Consider the following 15,453-nt stretch of genomic DNA (forward strand, 5'->3'; position numbering starts at 1 on the left):
TTTGGTATGCACAGCGATAGACTGTTATAATCAGAAAGCATATCATTAAATACTTTCATTTATTTAATTAACTAAGACTTTTATTTTTCCAGATCGATTATACTTTCCTCTAAAACTGTAAGATTCTCAATACTATCGTCATGTATTAAATAAGTATTTTCTACACCTACTGCCCCTACATTTGGAATTACAAATTTGGGTTCAAGTGCAAAAACAGTATTGCTTACAAAAACTTCTTTCGAACGAGGTGTAAGTACAGGTGGTTCATTTATTTCGAGACCAACCCCATGTCCTACAAACTTAGCTTGTAGCTTTGTCCCCATAAAATAAGCTTCGAGATCGTTCTTTTTCACCAGATCCATTGCTGTATTATAAAGGTCGGCACAAGCTGTTCCTTGTTTAGTATTCTGCTTGATAATTTCATGTATCTCTCTCGAAACTTCATGTGCTTTATAAGCCAAATCCGAAAGTTTTCCCACAGAAAAAACACGAGTCATATCTGTCATCCAAGCACCATAGTTACCAGCCATATCTACCATAATTGCATCACCTTGCTTTATGGCTTCACCACAAGCTCCAAGGGGAAGTATGGGGTTTCCACCCTTTCCACCTAAAGCAAAATCAAAAGGAGATGGACTTTCAGCATTTTCACCCACAAGTAAACTTCCCATATATATATCCATGTTAGCACCGTAACTTCTGAATATACCTAAAGAACCATGTTTACGCATAAGATGTTCTATCTCGAATTGTAATTCGAGGTCGGTCATTCCTTTTTTATATAGGCGAGGTATTTGCTTGTAAACTTCAACATGCTTTTTAGCACATTCTCTTACTTGAGATATTTCGAACTCCGATTTTACGGAACGTAATTGACGTAGCAATACCGAAGCATTTACGGTTTCAGTAATTTGAAGAGAAGAAATCAGTCGGCTACATTCTGTAAAAGATAGCGTATCTACTTCCAATAATACTTTCTTGGGTAAAGTAAGTCCGTGTTTTTCTAATTCTTCTACAATTTGTTCTGGTTTGCGAATAAATATTGCATTTTCTAAAACCGCCTCAGTAGTTCTTTTTAGAAAATGGAATGCTTCTCCCTCAGCAGGCAAATAGAAATATCCATTGTAGATAGATCCGGCTACGTAAAATACATTAACCCCTGTTGTCAGGATACAAGCATCTACTCCACTTTTTTGCATTTCGTTTTGAAGGCGTTCTTTACGTGATTGCAAATCGTTGAATAAAGATGTATTGAAATCCATAATTTTATATTTTAAGGTCTCAGACCTTTTATTATTCTTATTTAAAAGCTAGAACTACCCGAAACAACAATTATGCTTTACAGGTATAAGCCTTTTTCAATGATATACTTATGTACACTTTCGGATAAAAATGCATGCATATTTTTACCTTTAATCAAAGCCTCTCTTATAAAGGTAGACGAGATTTCTATAACGGGAGAATTAAGAGCTTCAACTCTATCCTTCAATTTCTTAGAGATAGAAATACGATAACCAAATCGAGGGTATACATATATTCTATATTGCTCTAATATCTCTTCGAAATCCCTCCATCTATCAAATGCCTCCCAATTGTCAGCTCCAATAATCAGGGCAAATGTATTTTCGGGATAAGCTTCGCTCAAAGCCTCCAAAGTATGTATAGTATAGGATGGTTTTGGCAAAGAGAACTCAAAATCAGAAGCTTTCAATTTAGGATATTCCGCCAATGCCAGTTTTGTCATCTCGAAACGAGTATTCTCATCTAACAAAATAGTATCCTCTTTCAGTGGATTTTGTGGTGTCACCAAAAACCAAACTTCATCTATATCCGTAAATTCGGTGATGAAGTTAGCTAACACCATATGTCCGATATGAATCGGATTAAATGACCCTGAGAAAATACCGACTTTCATTGTTCCAAAAATTTAGAGACTACAGACAAAGCCTCCGTTTTAGCAACTTCCAGGTCTTCGTTATGAATAACCACATCAAATTGAGGAGCAAATGTCATCTCAAATTCGGCTTTCGCTATTCTATCCTTTATTACTTCGGGGCTATCTGTACCTCTTTTCTCTAATCTGTCCTTAAGTTCGTCAATCGATGGTGGTTCAACAAATACAGACAATGCTTTGTCGCCATAATACTTTTTAATATTACAACCTCCAACTACATCTACATCAAAAACTACATTGCCGCCATTATTCATAATGCGTTCAACTTCTGATTTTAATGTACCATAATACCTATCAGAGTAAACCTCTTCGTATTCCAGAAATTCATTATTTTTTATCTTCTCTCTAAATTCATCGGGAGATAAAAAATAGTACTCTACCCCATGTTGCTCGGTCCCCCGTGGAGGACGACTTGTAGCCGAAATAGAAAAAGAAAGATTCAGATTCTGCTGTAATAAATAATTTACTATTGTCGATTTTCCTGCGCCCGAAGGTGCCGAGAAGATAAGAAGTTTACCCATTAAAATTTACACTAAGGTTTTAGACCTATTTATTATTTTGGCAAGTATAAATACAACTTATAGCAATTACCGAGATAACATTGTATATATACTTGCCCTTACTTTTACAATTTCGCAACTACATCTAAAGATTTAGAGTACGTTAAGCACCTGCTCTTTAATCTGCTCTAATTCATCCTTCATCTGAACAACTATTTGCTGCATCTGAACATGATTTGCTTTAGAACCTGTTGTGTTTATTTCACGCCCCATCTCCTGAGTAATAAATCCTAGTTTTTTACCTTGTCCCGAAGTATCGTTCAATGTTTCAAGGAAATATTTAAGGTGATTTCTTAAGCGTACTTTTTCCTCATTAATATCAAGTTTTTCAATATAATAAATCATTTCTTGCTCGAAACGATTTTTATCATAGTCAAAATTCTCAATTTTTTGAAGGGCTTCGATGATTCGATTTTTTACCTTTTCAACTCTCTCCGCTTCAAAAGGTTCTATATCTGTCATAAGAGTACTGATATTAGTAACCTTCTGAATGAATAAATCTTCCAACATTTTACCTTCTTGTTTTCTAAATTCTACAAGTTGATCTAATGCTTTATTTATAGTTTCAGATACCACTTTCCATTCTTCTTCGTCAGCTTCCTGAGCTTCATATTTCAGCACATCAGGCAGTCTCAATAATACTTGAAACCAATCTGCAGGGACAGCTACTCCTAGCTTTTCAGAAGAATTTTTTATCTGGTTATAATATGCTTCAAGCACATTTTGATTAATTTGCGATGTAGTTTCTTTACTTGTGTTTTCGATATAAATGGCAAAATCAACTTTGCCTCGCTCAAGGCGACGTGCTATCAGGCTACGCACATTCAGCTCTTGCTCTTTATAAACACTTGGAATACGCACAGACAAGTCTAGTTGTTTACTATTCAAAGATTTAACCTCAACAGTAATTTTCTTATTTGATAATTCGGCTGTTGCTTTGCCAAATCCTGTCATCGATTGTATCATATAATTTGTTTTATTTTTTACAAAAGTAACTTTTTTAGACGAAACTATGGTCAAAATTCACTCTTCAAATATATTCCTCAGCGCTTTATTTCGTCCAAGCGACTACCTTTCTCATGTAGATACTTGCCATACTTGGGCTCGCCTACCATTTGCTTTCCATAAATACCTGTATGTCCAGATATTAAATAAGAAACAACACATGCAATTGCAGCATATACGCCACACCCGCCACCAAACAACTCGATAGCCATTATAGAGCAAGCAATAGGCGTGTTAGTAGCTCCGGCAAAAACCGCTACAAATCCTATTCCCGCCAACAGAACCATAGGCAGTGGAATAAATAATGAGAGTGCATTTCCCAATGCAGCACCTATAAAAAACAGGGGGGTAACCTCACCACCTTTAAAACCTGCGGCAAGGGTTACTATTGTAAATGCTATTTTCAGGAGAAAAGCATAAGGCTCCAATTGATTATCGAACGAATCTACAATAATAGGAATGCCTAACCCGATATAATCGGTAGTATCAATTGCCCAAACAGCAATAATTACAATTATACCACCAATAAAAGGTCGAAGAGGCGGATATTTTATTTTTGTTTTAAAAACATTCGTCACATAATGAATTCCTTTACTGAAAAGTACAGCACAAAGTCCGAATGCAATACCTGCAAGAATTGTGTACAATAAATTGAGAGGGGAAATATCCGGAACAAAAGAAATTGTATAATGCGTATGCTCTGCCTGCCAAGCCTTCGTTACCCAATCAGCAATAACCGAAGCCAAAAGAGCAGGAAGCAGCGCATTATACCTTAATCTGCCTATTAAATAAAATTCAAGACCAAAGATTGCACCGGCAAAAGGTGTTCCAAAGACAGAACCAAATCCGGCAGCAGTAGCTGCAACAAGCAAAATACGGCTATCTTGGGCTGTTAACCGAAAAGGCTTACGAAACACATCTGCAATAGCCCCTGCCATCTGAATAGCTGTACCTTCGCGTCCAGCAGAACCTCCAAACAAGTGAGTGACTACCGTTCCCAAAAAGACTAAAGGAGCCATTCGAAAAGGAATTCTTTTTTCGGGCTTGTGAATGGTGTCAATCAAGAGATTATTTCCAGCATTGGCTTCTTTACCATAATAGTGGTAAAGCAATCCAATAATCAGACCTGCTATCGGGAGCAATGATATAATCCAGATATGTGATTCTCTATAATTGGTTACGAAGTCCAAAGAGTGTAGAAACAGAGCCGAAGCCGAGCCAATACAGACACCGATAATCGCAGTAATCAATATCCATTTAAGAATATATAATATCGCAGGAAAATTTCTTAGGAGTAGTAGAAATCGAATTCTGATTTTTCGCACAGAAAATGGGTTTGTTTCTTTATTTAATAGCTTCATACCTTATAAATTAAATATATTAATATCTAATAATAAGGCGTCATCAGCTTGTTCAAGGCGGTTGGTTAAGGAAGACACCATTTCCCGGGTATTTATCACACCACAAATATAATTGCTTTATATTAAAAAATAAAAAAAGGACTCATTAAAATAGCAGTTTTTTTGTTGCAGGATTTACAACTCTTACATACTTTTGAGCCCGAATTAAAAACGGCTTATTCATGAAATCAAAATATACTTCTTTACTCAGATTCGAGACTATTATTATAATATTCATCCTTGTTGCTTTTTCTCTTACTTGGATTAGTTGGGGCAAACTTATCGTTACAGGTTGGGATCTACCTTCACTCTATAAAAAGACTACTAAAATATCGAATACGATAATGTTCTTCTCAAAAAAAGACTCACCACATCTGGCGTATGTCTTTTATATTGTACCGTTACTAGGTTTACTATCGGCAACATTCCTATTTAAAATAAAATATCGTACAGCCAACTTCATTTTGCTCTTAACTTCAGCTTTGGGGATATTTGTTTCTCTATATATGTATGTTTACTTCATCAGCTCCAAGATGTTTAAACTAAAAAATGCAGGAGGTGGCATACATCTTTTACTTTTTGTTAGTATTATTGGATTAATATGGTCTTTTATTTACTGTTCAAGGAAAAAAAAGAGTGTTAGCGAGAATATATCTCCCGAAACTATCGGAGAACCCGATAGCCTACTTTCTGAAAAAGAGATCAACTGAATCCATTTAACACAGTCGAAAGGACAAAAGCAAGAGTCTTTTTTTTGTTTTTTTCGCATTCTTTCGTGCCGGAAGTCTAAAGTATTTTCATATTTTTGGGATTATAGCTACTTATCACAATTTAAGGCTAATAATCTTTAACCAATTAAAAATACTATTCGTAACGCCATGAAAGAATTAAAAATGTTTATCGATGGTAAATTCATCGAAAATACTTCCGGAAAATGGATTGATGTCCTAAACCCCTCAACAGAAGAAGTTATCGCTCGTATGCCTGATGGCACATTGGATGATACAAAAAAAGCAATTGATGCAGCAGATGCAGCTCAAGACCAATGGGAAAAAATTCCTGCTGTTGAAAGAGCCAGTTACCTACTTAAAATTGCTGCCGGCATCCGCAAAAGAGAAAAAGAAATAACAGATATTATTGTACAAGAAGGTGGTAAAACTCAAGGCTTAGCCAATGTAGAAACATTATTTACTGCCGACTACCTCGAATATATGGCAGGATGGGCTCGCCGCTATGAAGGTGAAATAATTCAAAGTGATCGCCCTAACGAAAATATATTCTTATTCAAAAAAGCAATTGGAGTAACAACAGGTATTTTACCTTGGAATTTCCCATTTTTCCTCATTGCACGTAAAGCTGCTCCTGCACTTGTTACCGGAAATACAATAGTTGTAAAACCAAGTCAATTAACACCTATCAATGCATATATCTTTGCACAGATAGTAGAGGAAGCCGGGGTACCAAAAGGTGTTTTCAATTTGGTGAATGGACGAGGCTCTGTTATAGGTCACGAATTGGCAGCTAACCCTAAAGTAGGAATGGTAAGTCTTACAGGTAGTGTATCTGCGGGACAACAAACGATGGCTGCTGCCGCACCAAATATTACAAAAGTATCTCTGGAGTTAGGAGGAAAAGCTCCTGCAATTGTAATGGACGATGCCGATCTTGATTTAGCAGTTAAAGCAATTATAGCTTCGAGAGTCATCAATACTGGACAAGTTTGCAATTGTGCTGAACGTGTTTATGTACACAAAAACGTGAAGGAAGCATTCATGACTAAGCTAGTTGCAGGAATGAAAGCCGTAAAAGTGGGAGACCCGAATAAGATTCAAGACCTAGATATGGGTCCATTAGTAGAATCCAATGCTTTAAAATCGGTTCAGGAGAAAGTAGATAAAGCAATCAAACAAGGTGCTAAATTAGTTTGCGGAGGTAAACGCATAGGCGACAAAGGATATTTCTTTGAGCCAACAGTACTTGACGGAGTTACCAATAAAATGGATATTATTCAAGAAGAAACATTTGGGCCTGTACTTCCGATTGTTGAATTCTCCGACATTAATGATGCTATCGCTTGGGCGAATGACTCGGAGTTCGGTCTAACCTCTTCGGTTTACACTCAAAATTTAGATACTGCATTTAAACTCGTAAGAGCTCTTAAATTCGGCGAAACATACATCAACCGCGAAAACTTCGAAGCAATGCAAGGATTTCACGCAGGATGCCGAAAATCGGGCATTGGTGGCGCTGATGGCAAACACGGTTTAGAAGAATACTTAAGAACTCATGTTGTTTACCTTGAAACTAAAGGATAATAAGGGACGAATAAAAACATGAATAAGATAAGTTTAAAATTAGTTTATACAATAAAAAGACTCGGAGTAATTACCCCGAGTCTTTTTATTTTTTGATATAATTGAGATATTACATTTCTAAATCGATATCAAACAATTCATGCCAAGGCAATCCATGTATATTCAATTGTTCCATGAATGGATCAGGATTAAATTCTTCTACATTAAATACTCCCGGTTTACGCCAAATGCCTTTAAAGAACATCATTGCTCCAATCATTGCAGGTACACCTGTTGTATAGCTCACACCTTGCATACCTGTTTCTCTGAATGCAGCTTCATGCGAGCAGTTGTTATATATATAATAGGTGCGTTCTTTTCCGTCCTTTATACCTGTGATACGACAACCTATAGATGTTTCGCCAGTATAGTTTTCTCCAAGCTCTCCCGGATCAGGTAATACAGCTTTCAAGAACTGAATAGGAACAATTTCAACACCATTATATATAATAGGGTCAATACGAGCCATTCCGATATTCTGAATTACACGTAAGTGAGTCAAATACTCTTGTCCGAAAGTCATCCAAAAACGAGCACGTTTCAAAGTAGGAAAGTTCTTCACCAACGATTCTAATTCTTCGTGATAAATCACATACGATTCTTTTGCACCGATATTTGGATAATTCAAAGGTTTATGAATTTCGTGTGGCTCAGTCTCCACCCATTCTCCATTTTCCCAATATTTTCCTTTTTGAGTAACCTCACGAATATTGATTTCCGGATTAAAGTTAGTTGCAAAAGCCTTTCCGTGATCCCCAGCATTACAGTCTACAATATCTAATGTATGTAGCTCATCAAAATGATGTTTTGCTGCATAAGCAGTAAAAACACTTGTTACTCCCGGATCGAATCCACAACCTAAAATTGCAGTTAAACCAGCTTCTTTAAATTTATCTTGATAAGCCCACTGCCAGCTATATTCGTATTTAGCTTCATCTTTAGGCTCATAATTGGCTGTATCTAAATAATTGACTCCACATGCCAAACAAGCATCCATAATAGTCAAATCCTGATATGGAAGGGCTACATTTATTACCAACTCGGGTTTAAAAGAATTGAATAATCTGATCAAATCCTCTACATTATCAGCATCCACCTGAGCTGTTTGAATTTTACCACCCCCAATAGTTTGGGCAATAGCATCACATTTCGACTTGGTGCGGCTAGCAAGCATTACTTCTGTAAATACTTCCGGATTTTGAGCGACCTTGTGCACCACTACAGTGCCCACACCACCTGCTCCAATAATTAAGACTCTACCCATTTTATAAATTGTATTAAAAGCATATTGTTAATTTATACTTAAAAAATAGTAAGTACACTTATTTTTCCCACAAAAATAAAACTTAAAAATGAAATATTGGCTATATTTGCTTCAACAATCATCGCAAACAGATAGTAATAATATAATATTTCGCCCCTTACGGAAATAACATTATTGCAATGCACGGATAAAGGATGAAAGTTATTAAATACTGTTATTGATTGTAAAGACTCATATTTCTTAAAGAAGAAATATTGGATAACCTGGAAAGCATAAAAATAATAAATTGTTGTTGCGTTTTACTGCGAACATCGCTTTTCTGACACACCCGTCAGCAAAGACCCTGCACAGTAAACTTATTGAAGAGAAAAAATAAAAAATATATAATTATGTCACAATTAGTAGGTCGTATATCTCAGGTCATAGGTCCAGTGGTGGATGTCTATTTTGAGCAAAAAGAAGGTTCAGCACCAAACTTACCCCAGATATATGAAGCATTACACGTTCAAAGACCCAACGGTAAAGTTTTAATTATTGAAGTGCAACAACATATTGGAGAAAACACTATTCGTGGTGTTGCAATGGATAGTACGGACGGTTTAAGACGAAATCTTGATGTTATTGCAACCGGTAAGGCTATAACTGTTCCAATTGGTAATCAAGTAAAGGGTCGCTTACTAAATGTGGTAGGAGAAGCTATTGACGGAATGGAAACTCTTGATAATTCAGGAGGATTACCTATACATAGAGAACCACCTAAATTTGAAGATCTTATAACCTCTCGTGATGTACTATTTACAGGAATAAAGGTTATCGACTTATTAGCACCTTATGCAAAAGGGGGTAAAGTTGGTCTTTTTGGTGGAGCAGGAGTTGGTAAGACTGTATTAATTATGGAGCTTATCAATAATATTGCTAAAAAACACAACGGATATTCGGTATTTGCCGGAGTTGGAGAGCGTACTCGTGAGGGTAATGATTTACTACGAGAAATGATCGAATCGAATGTTGTTCGTTATGGTGACGAATTTAAGAAAAGCATGGAAGAAGGTCATTGGGATTTATCTAAAGTAGATCCTAAAGAACTTGAAAAATCACAAATATCGCTCGTGTTCGGACAGATGAACGAACCTCCTGGGGCACGTTCGTCAGTAGCTCTTTCGGGACTAACTGTTGCGGAATCGTTCCGTGACGCAGACCACGAAGATGGTGCACCAAAAGATATATTATTCTTTATTGATAATATCTTCCGTTTTACACAAGCAGGTTCTGAGGTATCAGCACTATTAGGTCGTATGCCTTCGGCTGTGGGTTACCAACCTACCCTTTCTACAGAGATGGGAGCTATGCAAGAGCGTATTACTTCTACTAAGAATGGATCTATCACATCTGTTCAGGCTGTTTATGTGCCTGCGGATGACTTGACTGACCCTGCTCCTGCAACAACATTCTCTCACTTGGATGCAACAACAGTATTAAGTCGTAAGATTACCGAACTTGGTATTTATCCTGCGGTGGATCCTCTGGATTCAACATCACGCAGCTTAGATCCAAATGTGGTTGGACAAGATCATTATGATGTTGCACAGCGTGTAAAACAAATACTACAGAGAAATAAAGAACTTCAAGATATTATCTCCATATTAGGTATGGAAGAGCTTTCGGATGAAGACCGCCAAACAGTAAACAGAGCAAGACGTGTACAACGTTTCTTATCTCAACCATTTAACGTGGCTACTCAGTTTACAGGAGTTCCTGGAGTAATTGTAGATATTAAAGATACAATCAAAGGATTCCAAATGATACTTGACGGCGAGGTAGATAACCTACCCGAACAAGCATTCTTAAATGTAGGAACAATTGAAGAAGCTATTGAGAAAGGTAAAAAACTAATGGCTCAAGCTTCTAAAGGTTAATAACCTAAAGAGGTAGCAGACCTTGTTTATTGCTGTGACTGGGTGTAATAGCCAAAGGCAGTTATAATTATAAAATACAGCAATAAACATTTAATGTTATTTATAAGCAATGAAAGAATTACAATTAAAGATAGTTTCACCCGAAAAGATGTTGTTTCAAGGAACAGTTTTATCCGTAAAACTACCGGGAACAGAGGGAGAGTTTAGCATATTACCCGATCATGCTCCACTTATATCTTCTTTGCATAAAGGTGAAATTTCATACGAAATAGAAAAAGGTTCACCTCTGAAAGTAGTCATCGAAAGTGGGTTCGTTGAAGTCAAAAAAAATATAGTTACCGTTTGCGTAGAATAATTTATGAATATATTCAAAACAAAACTAATTATATCTATAACTGCCTTCGGTCTCATAATCAGTGGTTGCATTGGAGTTGGTCTGTCCTATTTTTTGCCCACATTTGATTGGAATTGGTTTGTAGGTCTTGCCATATTTTATCTGATAATAGAATCATTGGTAGTATCTCTGGTCGAAAAATGTAGTCAGAAGAAAGATAAAAAACAGTTAGTGAACATGTATATGCTAACCAAAGTCATAAAAGTTATTACTTCACTGATCTTTGTTACTGTGTATGTGCTTACGGTGAAAGAAAACATCAAAGCTTTTGTAGCTGTTTTTATATTATTTTATTTATTATACCTGATCGCCGAAACATTCATCTTTATGAAGATAGAGAAGCGTATCAAAGAAAAAAATAGTAGCAATGAATAGCCGATTAAAATACATATTTGTACTGGTATGCTTATTTGTGATAGGAAGTACGTCTTCTTACGCATCGTCTGAGGAGCATTCTTTAGAAGGTGAAAAAAGCTTGAATGTTAAAGAATTAATTCTTGATCACCTTGCAGATTCTTACCAGTGGCATATTACAACTTGGGGAGATCATCAGATTGTCGTTTCACTTCCAGTCATAGTAAAAGGCGAAAACAGTGGATGGAATGTATTCTCATCAGCCAGATTCGATCATGGACACGCTGCATACAAAGGCTTCTACATTGCTCAAGAGGGCGACTATAAAGGGAAGATTGTAGAAAAGAATGCATCAGGTGAAGAAATAAGACCATGGGATATATCTATCACAAAAAATGCCTTTGCTTTAATTGTTTGCAGTATAATAACTCTTGTTCTTATAATGTCTGTTGCAAGATGGTATAAAAAGAATTCTACAGCAGAAAATCCTAAAGCCCCTAAAGGTTTTATAGGATTCATGGAAATGTTTATCATGAGTGTGAATGATGATATCATAAAACCATGTGTGGGTAAAAACTACAAAAAATTTGCACCTTATTTGTTGACAACTTTCTTTTTTATCTTCATCAATAATATAGCGGGGTTAATTCCAATTTTTCCTTTCGGGGCTACTGTAACAGGTAATATAGCTGTTACTTTAGTATTGGCATTGTTTACTCTGGTTATAGTAAATATATTTGGGACAAAGGAATACTGGAAAGAAGTATTTTGGCCAGAAGTGCCTACATGGCTTAAACCGATTATGATACCTATTGAAATTGTGGGTGTATTTACAAAACCATTCGCATTGATGATTCGTCTCTTTGCAAATATTTTGGCAGGACACTCTATAGTACTGGGATTAGTATGTTTGATCTTTTTGACTGTAAAACTAGGAGTAGCAATCAACTCATCAATGACTGTGGTGTCTGTTGTCTTGACAATATTTATCAGTTTTGTTGAAATCTTGGTAGCTTATATCCAAGCATATGTATTCACCATGCTATCTGCAGTATTTATCGGTTTAGCACAAGCAGAACCACATCACGCTAAAAAACACGATTAAGGTAATAGACCTTTTTAGGGTTTTGGAGAGTATATTAATAAGATAAAGAATCAATTACAAAATATAGAAATAAGTATATAAACATTACTTAGTATCAAAATAGAAAATAAATAATTAAATAACTAAAAGAATAAAATTATGTTACTATCAACTATTCTACAAGCAGCAGCTGAAGCTGGTGCAGGACTTACAGGTTTCGGTGCAGCTCTAGGAGCAGGTTTAGCAGCTATCGGTGCAGGTCTGGGTATCGGTAAAATTGGTGCTTCTGCAATGGAAGGTATTGCTCGTCAACCCGAAGCTAGTGGGGATATTCGTATGTCTATGATTATTGCAGCAGCCCTAATTGAAGGTGTGGCTCTATTTGCTGTAGTAGTTTGTGGATTTATCCTATAAAACAATTAAATTAAAAAATTATGCTTTTACAACCTGAAGCCGGTCTTTTATTTTGGATGTTTCTATCTTTTGGGATTGTTTTTGCCGTATTGGCAAAATTCGGTTTTCCCATTATTACAAAGATGGTCGAGGATCGCAATGCGTACATCGAAAAATCTTTAGATGCAGCCAAAGAAGCCAATAAACAATTGGCTCATATAAAAGAACAAAGCGAAGCTATCTTAGCTTCAGCCCGTGAAGAGCAGGTGAAAATCTTAAAAGATGCTGAAAGCACCAGAACACGTATAATCAACGAATCGAAAGAATTGGCTCGTGCCGAAGGATTGAAAGAATTGGAGGAACTTAGAAAGCAAATGAGACTCGAAAAAGAGGATGCAATTAAAGACATACGTCGCCAAGTTGCAGACCTTTCGGTAGACATTGCTGAAAAAATAATCCGCAACAATCTGAATAGCAATACTGAGCAAATGGCTATGATAGACCGTTTGATTGACGAAAGTATGGTATCTAAATCTTAATATATTATGAATTCAGGAATGGTATCTATGCGTTATGCACGAGCTTTGTTTAGCTATGCTTTGGAAAATAAAGCGGAGGATATGATATTTTCAGAAATGAAGATTCTATCCGAAACCTTAGCCAGTAGGCCACAACTTCGGGCAACACTAGATAATCCTGTACTGAGTACAAGGGAAAAACTGGAACTTATAAAACTTGCTGCCGGTGAAAAGGTAAGCGATGTATTTGTTCGGTTTATCCAATTGGTATTGCATCAGAGAAGAGAAAACCATCTGCAAACGATCAGTTTAGTATACTTAGATTTATACAGGAAATATAAGAATATAAGTGTCGGAAAATTAGTAACGGCATGTCCTGTCGATGATACTACTATAAATAAAATTAAACAACTGGTTCAAGATAAAGAAGAGGGTACAATTGAGTTTGTAACCGAAGTGAATCCTAAACTAGGCGGTGGTTTTATTTTATATATTGGTACTTATAGACTTGATGCCAGTGTGGCTTCTCAATTGACCAGAATAAAGAGTCAATTGATGAGTAAGAATAAAAAAATTGCATAGTAACCTTATGTTGTAACAGGCTTTGGTTACAATGTCCACCAAAGCAATAAAATAGGTCTGAGACCTTAATACAAGGAAATAAATATGTCTGAAAATATAAAAGCTAGTGAGGTTTCTGATGTGTTGAAGATGCAGTTGGATGGGATTGACAACCGTATTCAATTAGACGAGGTAGGCGTTGTCCTTTCGGTAGGAGACGGAGTAGCTCGCATCTATGGTCTCAATAACGCAGAAGCCAATGAATTATTAGAATTCGACAATGGTGTAAAAGCTGTTGTGATGAATCTCGAAGAAGATAATGTAGGAGCAGTATTACTTGGATCAAGTAGTCAGATTAAGGAAGGTTTTAATGTCAAAAGAACAGGCCTTATTGCTTCAATTAAAGTCGGTGACGGATTACTCGGTCGTGTTATTACACCACTAGGAGAACCTATCGATGGAAAAGGAGATATAACAGGAGAACTGTTGGAAATGCCTCTGGAACGTAAAGCTCCGGGAGTTATTTACCGTCAACCAGTAACTCAACCTTTACAAACCGGTCTTAAGGCTATTGATGCCATGATTCCAATTGGTAGAGGGCAACGTGAGTTAATTATTGGTGACCGTCAAACAGGGAAAACTGCAATTGCAATTGATGCTATTATTAGCCAAAAGGCAAATTACGATGCAGGAGATCCTGTATACTGTATTTATGTTGCAATTGGTCAGAAAGCTTCTTCTGTAGCCAACATTGTTGAAACTCTGAAAGAAAAAGGTGCATTAGAATATACAATTATCATTGCAGCAACAGCTGCCGAACCTGCTGCGATGCAGTATTTCGGAGCGTTCTCAGGAGCTGCTATTGGTGAATACTTTAGAGATACCGGTCGTCATGCTTTAGTAGTTTATGATGACTTGTCGAAACAAGCGGTTGCTTATCGTGAAGTTTCGTTGCTATTGAAAAGACCTCCGGGTCGTGAAGCATATCCGGGAGATATTTTCTATCTACACTCTCGTCTACTGGAACGTGCTGCTAAGATTATCGATCAGCAAGAGGTGGCCGAGCAAATGAATGATTTACCTGAAAGTTTGAAAGGCAGAGTAAAAGGTGGAGGTTCCCTAACAGCTCTTCCAATTATCGAAACTCAAGCCGGTGACGTATCTGCATATATTCCGACTAACGTAATCTCTATTACCGATGGTCAGATATTTTTGGATATTGACCTCTTCAACTCAGGTTATCGTCCTGCAATTGACGTAGGTATTTCGGTTTCTCGTGTAGGTGGTAGTGCTCAAACTAAAGCTATGAAAAAAGTAGCGGGAACTTTGAAAATCGACCAAGCTCAGTATCGTGAACTTGAAGCATTTACTAAGTTTGGTGGAGATATGGATCCAATTACGGCATTGACCATAGATAAAGGACAAAAGAATGCTGCATTATTGGTTCAACCTCAATATTCTCCGGTACCTGTTGAAAAACAGATTGCTATATTATATTGCGGAACTAATGGTCTGTTGAATAATGTACCTGTAGATAAGGTTCACGAATTTGAGTCGGATTTCCTTCAAATATTGGAAATGCAATACAAAGAGACTGTATTGGACGTTCTTAGAAAAGGAGTTATAAATGAGAGCGTAACAGCTATCATCGAAAAGGTTGCCGAAGAAATTTCAGGCAAATACAAAAAATAATTGA

16 protein-coding genes and 1 riboswitch are annotated in these 15,453 nt (G+C 36.6%); of the genes, 10 read left to right on the forward strand and 6 right to left on the reverse strand.

Annotation, left to right across the window (positions count from 1 at the left end; translation table 11 throughout):
* Nucleotides 1–80: 80 nt before the first annotated feature.
* From IR022_RS13730 to IR022_RS13750, 5 genes are all read right to left on the reverse strand, one after another.
* Nucleotides 81–1,262 carry a M24 family metallopeptidase gene (locus IR022_RS13730; RefSeq protein WP_194204141.1) on the reverse strand — a complete coding sequence of 394 codons (1,182 nt, stop codon included), beginning with the start codon at nucleotides 1,260–1,262 and terminating at the stop codon, nucleotides 81–83.
* Between the two features lie 77 nt (nucleotides 1,263–1,339).
* Nucleotides 1,340–1,915, reverse strand: coding sequence for a nicotinate (nicotinamide) nucleotide adenylyltransferase (gene nadD, locus IR022_RS13735; RefSeq protein ID WP_194204142.1), 576 nt, complete (start codon nucleotides 1,913–1,915; stop codon nucleotides 1,340–1,342).
* A complete protein-coding gene (gmk, locus tag IR022_RS13740; RefSeq protein WP_194204143.1) occupies nucleotides 1,912–2,475 on the reverse strand; it encodes a guanylate kinase in 564 nt (187 codons plus the stop codon). Before gmk ends, nadD begins: the two co-directional genes overlap by 4 nt.
* A 132-nt stretch (nucleotides 2,476–2,607) precedes the next feature.
* Complete coding sequence (locus IR022_RS13745; RefSeq protein ID WP_050708150.1) at nucleotides 2,608–3,480, reverse strand: YicC/YloC family endoribonuclease; 873 nt, start codon at nucleotides 3,478–3,480, stop codon at nucleotides 2,608–2,610.
* Nucleotides 3,481–3,557: 77 nt separating this feature from the next.
* Nucleotides 3,558–4,880 carry a voltage-gated chloride channel family protein gene (locus IR022_RS13750; protein WP_194204144.1) on the reverse strand — a complete coding sequence of 441 codons (1,323 nt, stop codon included), beginning with the start codon at nucleotides 4,878–4,880 and terminating at the stop codon, nucleotides 3,558–3,560.
* 27 nt (nucleotides 4,881–4,907) lie between these two features.
* A riboswitch (Fluoride riboswitch) is annotated at nucleotides 4,908–4,974 on the reverse strand.
* Between the two features lie 127 nt (nucleotides 4,975–5,101).
* On the opposite strand from IR022_RS13750, the gene IR022_RS13755 reads away from it, so the two are divergent.
* The gene (locus IR022_RS13755) at nucleotides 5,102–5,629 is read left to right on the forward strand and encodes a hypothetical protein (protein WP_194204145.1); all 528 of its coding nucleotides are present in this window, start codon (nucleotides 5,102–5,104) and stop codon (nucleotides 5,627–5,629) included.
* A 168-nt stretch (nucleotides 5,630–5,797) separates the two neighbouring features.
* Entirely contained in the window at nucleotides 5,798–7,234 is a 1,437-nt protein-coding gene (gene aldA / locus IR022_RS13760) for an aldehyde dehydrogenase (RefSeq protein ID WP_194204146.1), read from the forward strand.
* A gap of 109 nt (nucleotides 7,235–7,343) precedes the next feature.
* Here aldA and IR022_RS13765 read toward each other — a convergent pair whose 3' ends face one another.
* On the reverse strand, nucleotides 7,344–8,537 hold the full coding sequence (locus tag IR022_RS13765) for a saccharopine dehydrogenase family protein (protein ID WP_194204147.1): 1,194 nt from the start codon (nucleotides 8,535–8,537) through the stop codon (nucleotides 7,344–7,346).
* 389 nt (nucleotides 8,538–8,926) lie between these two features.
* Here IR022_RS13765 and atpD point away from each other — a divergent pair, with 389 nt between their 5' ends.
* The 8 genes from atpD to atpA all read left to right on the forward strand — a co-directional run bounded on the left by atpD (nucleotide 8,927) and on the right by atpA (nucleotide 15,449).
* Nucleotides 8,927–10,453, forward strand: a complete 1,527-nt coding sequence (gene atpD / locus IR022_RS13770) for a F0F1 ATP synthase subunit beta (protein WP_050708154.1) — start codon at nucleotides 8,927–8,929, stop codon at nucleotides 10,451–10,453.
* A 109-nt stretch (nucleotides 10,454–10,562) separates the two neighbouring features.
* The gene (gene atpC, locus IR022_RS13775; RefSeq protein ID WP_050708155.1) at nucleotides 10,563–10,808 is read left to right on the forward strand and encodes an ATP synthase F1 subunit epsilon; all 246 of its coding nucleotides are present in this window, start codon (nucleotides 10,563–10,565) and stop codon (nucleotides 10,806–10,808) included.
* A 3-nt stretch (nucleotides 10,809–10,811) separates the two neighbouring features.
* Nucleotides 10,812–11,222, forward strand: coding sequence for a hypothetical protein (locus IR022_RS13780; protein ID WP_194204148.1), 411 nt, complete (start codon nucleotides 10,812–10,814; stop codon nucleotides 11,220–11,222).
* Nucleotides 11,215–12,306, forward strand: a complete 1,092-nt coding sequence (atpB, locus tag IR022_RS13785) for a F0F1 ATP synthase subunit A (RefSeq protein WP_194204149.1) — start codon at nucleotides 11,215–11,217, stop codon at nucleotides 12,304–12,306. The genes IR022_RS13780 and atpB overlap by 8 nt, the downstream gene beginning before the upstream one ends.
* A gap of 138 nt (nucleotides 12,307–12,444) precedes the next feature.
* Nucleotides 12,445–12,699, forward strand: coding sequence for an ATP synthase F0 subunit C (gene atpE, locus IR022_RS13790; RefSeq protein WP_050708158.1), 255 nt, complete (start codon nucleotides 12,445–12,447; stop codon nucleotides 12,697–12,699).
* Between the two features lie 17 nt (nucleotides 12,700–12,716).
* On the forward strand, nucleotides 12,717–13,217 hold the full coding sequence (gene atpF, locus IR022_RS13795; protein WP_194204209.1) for a F0F1 ATP synthase subunit B: 501 nt from the start codon (nucleotides 12,717–12,719) through the stop codon (nucleotides 13,215–13,217).
* Nucleotides 13,218–13,223: 6 nt separating this feature from the next.
* Nucleotides 13,224–13,778, forward strand: coding sequence for a F0F1 ATP synthase subunit delta (locus tag IR022_RS13800; protein ID WP_194204150.1), 555 nt, complete (start codon nucleotides 13,224–13,226; stop codon nucleotides 13,776–13,778).
* 84 nt (nucleotides 13,779–13,862) lie between these two features.
* Nucleotides 13,863–15,449 carry a F0F1 ATP synthase subunit alpha gene (gene atpA, locus IR022_RS13805; RefSeq protein ID WP_050708161.1) on the forward strand — a complete coding sequence of 529 codons (1,587 nt, stop codon included), beginning with the start codon at nucleotides 13,863–13,865 and terminating at the stop codon, nucleotides 15,447–15,449.
* Nucleotides 15,450–15,453 lie beyond the last annotated feature (4 nt).

It is taken from the genome of Dysgonomonas sp. GY617 (assembly GCF_015233815.1).
Classification (GTDB): Bacteria; Bacteroidota; Bacteroidia; order Bacteroidales; family Dysgonomonadaceae; genus Dysgonomonas_A.